At 43.3% G+C, this 1,845-nt stretch carries 2 protein-coding genes and 1 pseudogene; 1 reads left to right on the top strand and 2 read right to left on the bottom strand.

What is annotated here, in order from left to right; translation table 11 throughout:
- On the bottom strand, positions 1 to 162 hold a 162-nt coding region (locus R7E47_RS24130), incomplete at its 3' end, for a Nif3-like dinuclear metal center hexameric protein (RefSeq protein WP_318085178.1).
- Between the two features lie 137 nt (positions 163 to 299).
- Here R7E47_RS24130 and R7E47_RS24125 point away from each other — a divergent pair.
- On the top strand, positions 300 to 1,070 hold the full coding sequence (locus tag R7E47_RS24125) for a DUF1853 family protein (RefSeq protein WP_086581869.1): 771 nt from the start codon (positions 300 to 302) through the stop codon (positions 1,068 to 1,070).
- 64 nt (positions 1,071 to 1,134) lie between these two features.
- On the opposite strand, the pseudogene R7E47_RS24120 reads toward R7E47_RS24125, so the two are convergent.
- Positions 1,135 to 1,845: pseudogene (locus R7E47_RS24120) on the bottom strand (phosphoglucomutase, alpha-D-glucose phosphate-specific); the annotation flags it as partial.

The following is a 1,845-nucleotide window of genomic DNA, read 5'->3' as shown; positions in this document are numbered from 1 at the left end:
TTCAATCGCTTTATCAATTAATGCTTGAGAAGCAGTTACTCCAGTAACTACGCGCTTGATCTGTGGACAGCCTTCAACCTGTAAGCCATTTGGCGCGTAATCTTTAATTAACTCGGGCGAGAGTTTGCTGTTAAGAATCTTTTCTAACTGTAAATTATTCATTATCACTTCCAATTTCGAGCGAGTACCTCAAAGTGTATATCGAACTATGACACTGATGCTAGCTACCCTATTCTACTAACCAAATTTAGTTACAATAACGAGGCTCGCTGCTTTATCAACATCACTAAGGAATCAGGATGAATCAACTGCAACGTCTTTATCAATGGATCACATCTTCTCCTCCTCTTTTTCAGTTGCTCCCTCCTTTTGCTACATTGGAAGACTTATCGATTAAACCTCTGGATGAATCTGAAGAGTACCAAGGGAACCCGAGACTGGGTTTTTTGTATCAGCATTTATGTACCGCTGCACTTGCTAATTCAGAAGAATATGAAATTCTTGCAGAAGAAATTCAACTCAACGATAGCGACGGAAAAACCATTGGTGCGATAGATCTCATACTCAAAAATAGAACATTGGACCAACTAGAACATTGGGAAGTAGCGATTAAGTTTTATCTTTTACATGAAGGTGTTTGGTATGGCCCTAACGCGCACGATCAATTGCATACAAAACTGGATAGAATGCTCTCCCACCAATTGAAAATGAGCGAAAGGCCTGAATTTAGACAAATGCTTCCTCTGGATCAGTCTCCAAAGGAACGCTTGTTGATGCAAGGGCGACTTTACATCAATCCATTTTCTAATGAAGTACCGCCGAAAGAGTGCTTAGGCTTTGCTCTCAATCCAAGCCAAATCAGTGGATATTGGTGTTATCAAAGCCAATGGAGTTTGATCAATAAACCGCTTTACCACTTAAGCAAACCCTACTGGGCTATTGGTACGGATGATTTTTCTCAGCCGATTGAAAAACCAATGGAGCGATTTGAGCATGCACAAACAGCAGATGGCGAGTTCTGGTTTATCGTGCCAGATAATTGGCCACAAAATCCAAACGCTCATAAATAGAGAGTTAACGACGAGTTGTAAAAAAGGCGACCATCTGGTCGCCTTTTTGTCAGAGTAGGTTTAATTACAAACCTGCAGCTGCAAATACTTGATTCACAATCTCTTGTGCTTCAGCTTCAATTTGTTTTAGGTGTTCTTCACCCTTGAAGCTCTCACAATAGATTTTGTAGATGTCTTCCGTACCCGATGGACGAGCAGCAAACCAACCATTTTCAGTCGTCACTTTTAATCCGCCAATCGCCGCACCGTTACCAGGAGCGTGTGTTAGACGCGCCGTAATCGGATCACCTGCCAGTGTTTCTGCTGCAACCATTTCTGGCGACAGTTTCTTCAACACATCTTTTTGAGGTCCATTCGCTACCGCTTGAATACGATTGTACTTAGACTCACCGTGTTTAGCGGCAAGCTCTTCGTAGTACTCTTGTGGGTTTTTACCCGTTACCGCAGTAATCTCAGCCGCTAACAAACATAGTAAGATGCCGTCTTTGTCTGTTGACCATGGTGTTCCATCTTTACGTAGGAAAGAGGCACCTGCGCTCTCTTCACCACCAAAACCAAACTTGCCAGTGTAAAGGCCATCGACAAACCACTTGAAGCCGACAGGCACTTCACACAGTTCACGACCCAAATCGGCTACTACTCGGTCGATAAGTGCACTTGAAACCAGCGTCTTACCAACAGCAACATCTTTACCCCACGCCTCACGATGACGGTATAGGTAGTCGATACAAACCGCTAAGAAATGATTCGGGTTCATCAAACCTTTCGGCGTCAC

The organism is Vibrio sp. Vb1026, from assembly GCF_033338745.1.
Classification (GTDB): Bacteria; Pseudomonadota; Gammaproteobacteria; order Enterobacterales; family Vibrionaceae; genus Vibrio; species Vibrio alginolyticus.
The sequence above is the reverse complement of the archived record's forward strand: the minus strand, read 5'-3'. Positions and strand labels throughout refer to the sequence as shown.

Excerpts from the sequence above, each read along its gene's own strand:
- R7E47_RS24125 (WP_086581869.1), top strand. The coding sequence starts at position 300 with ATGAATCAACTGCAACGTCTTTATCAATGGATCACATCTTCTCCTCCT.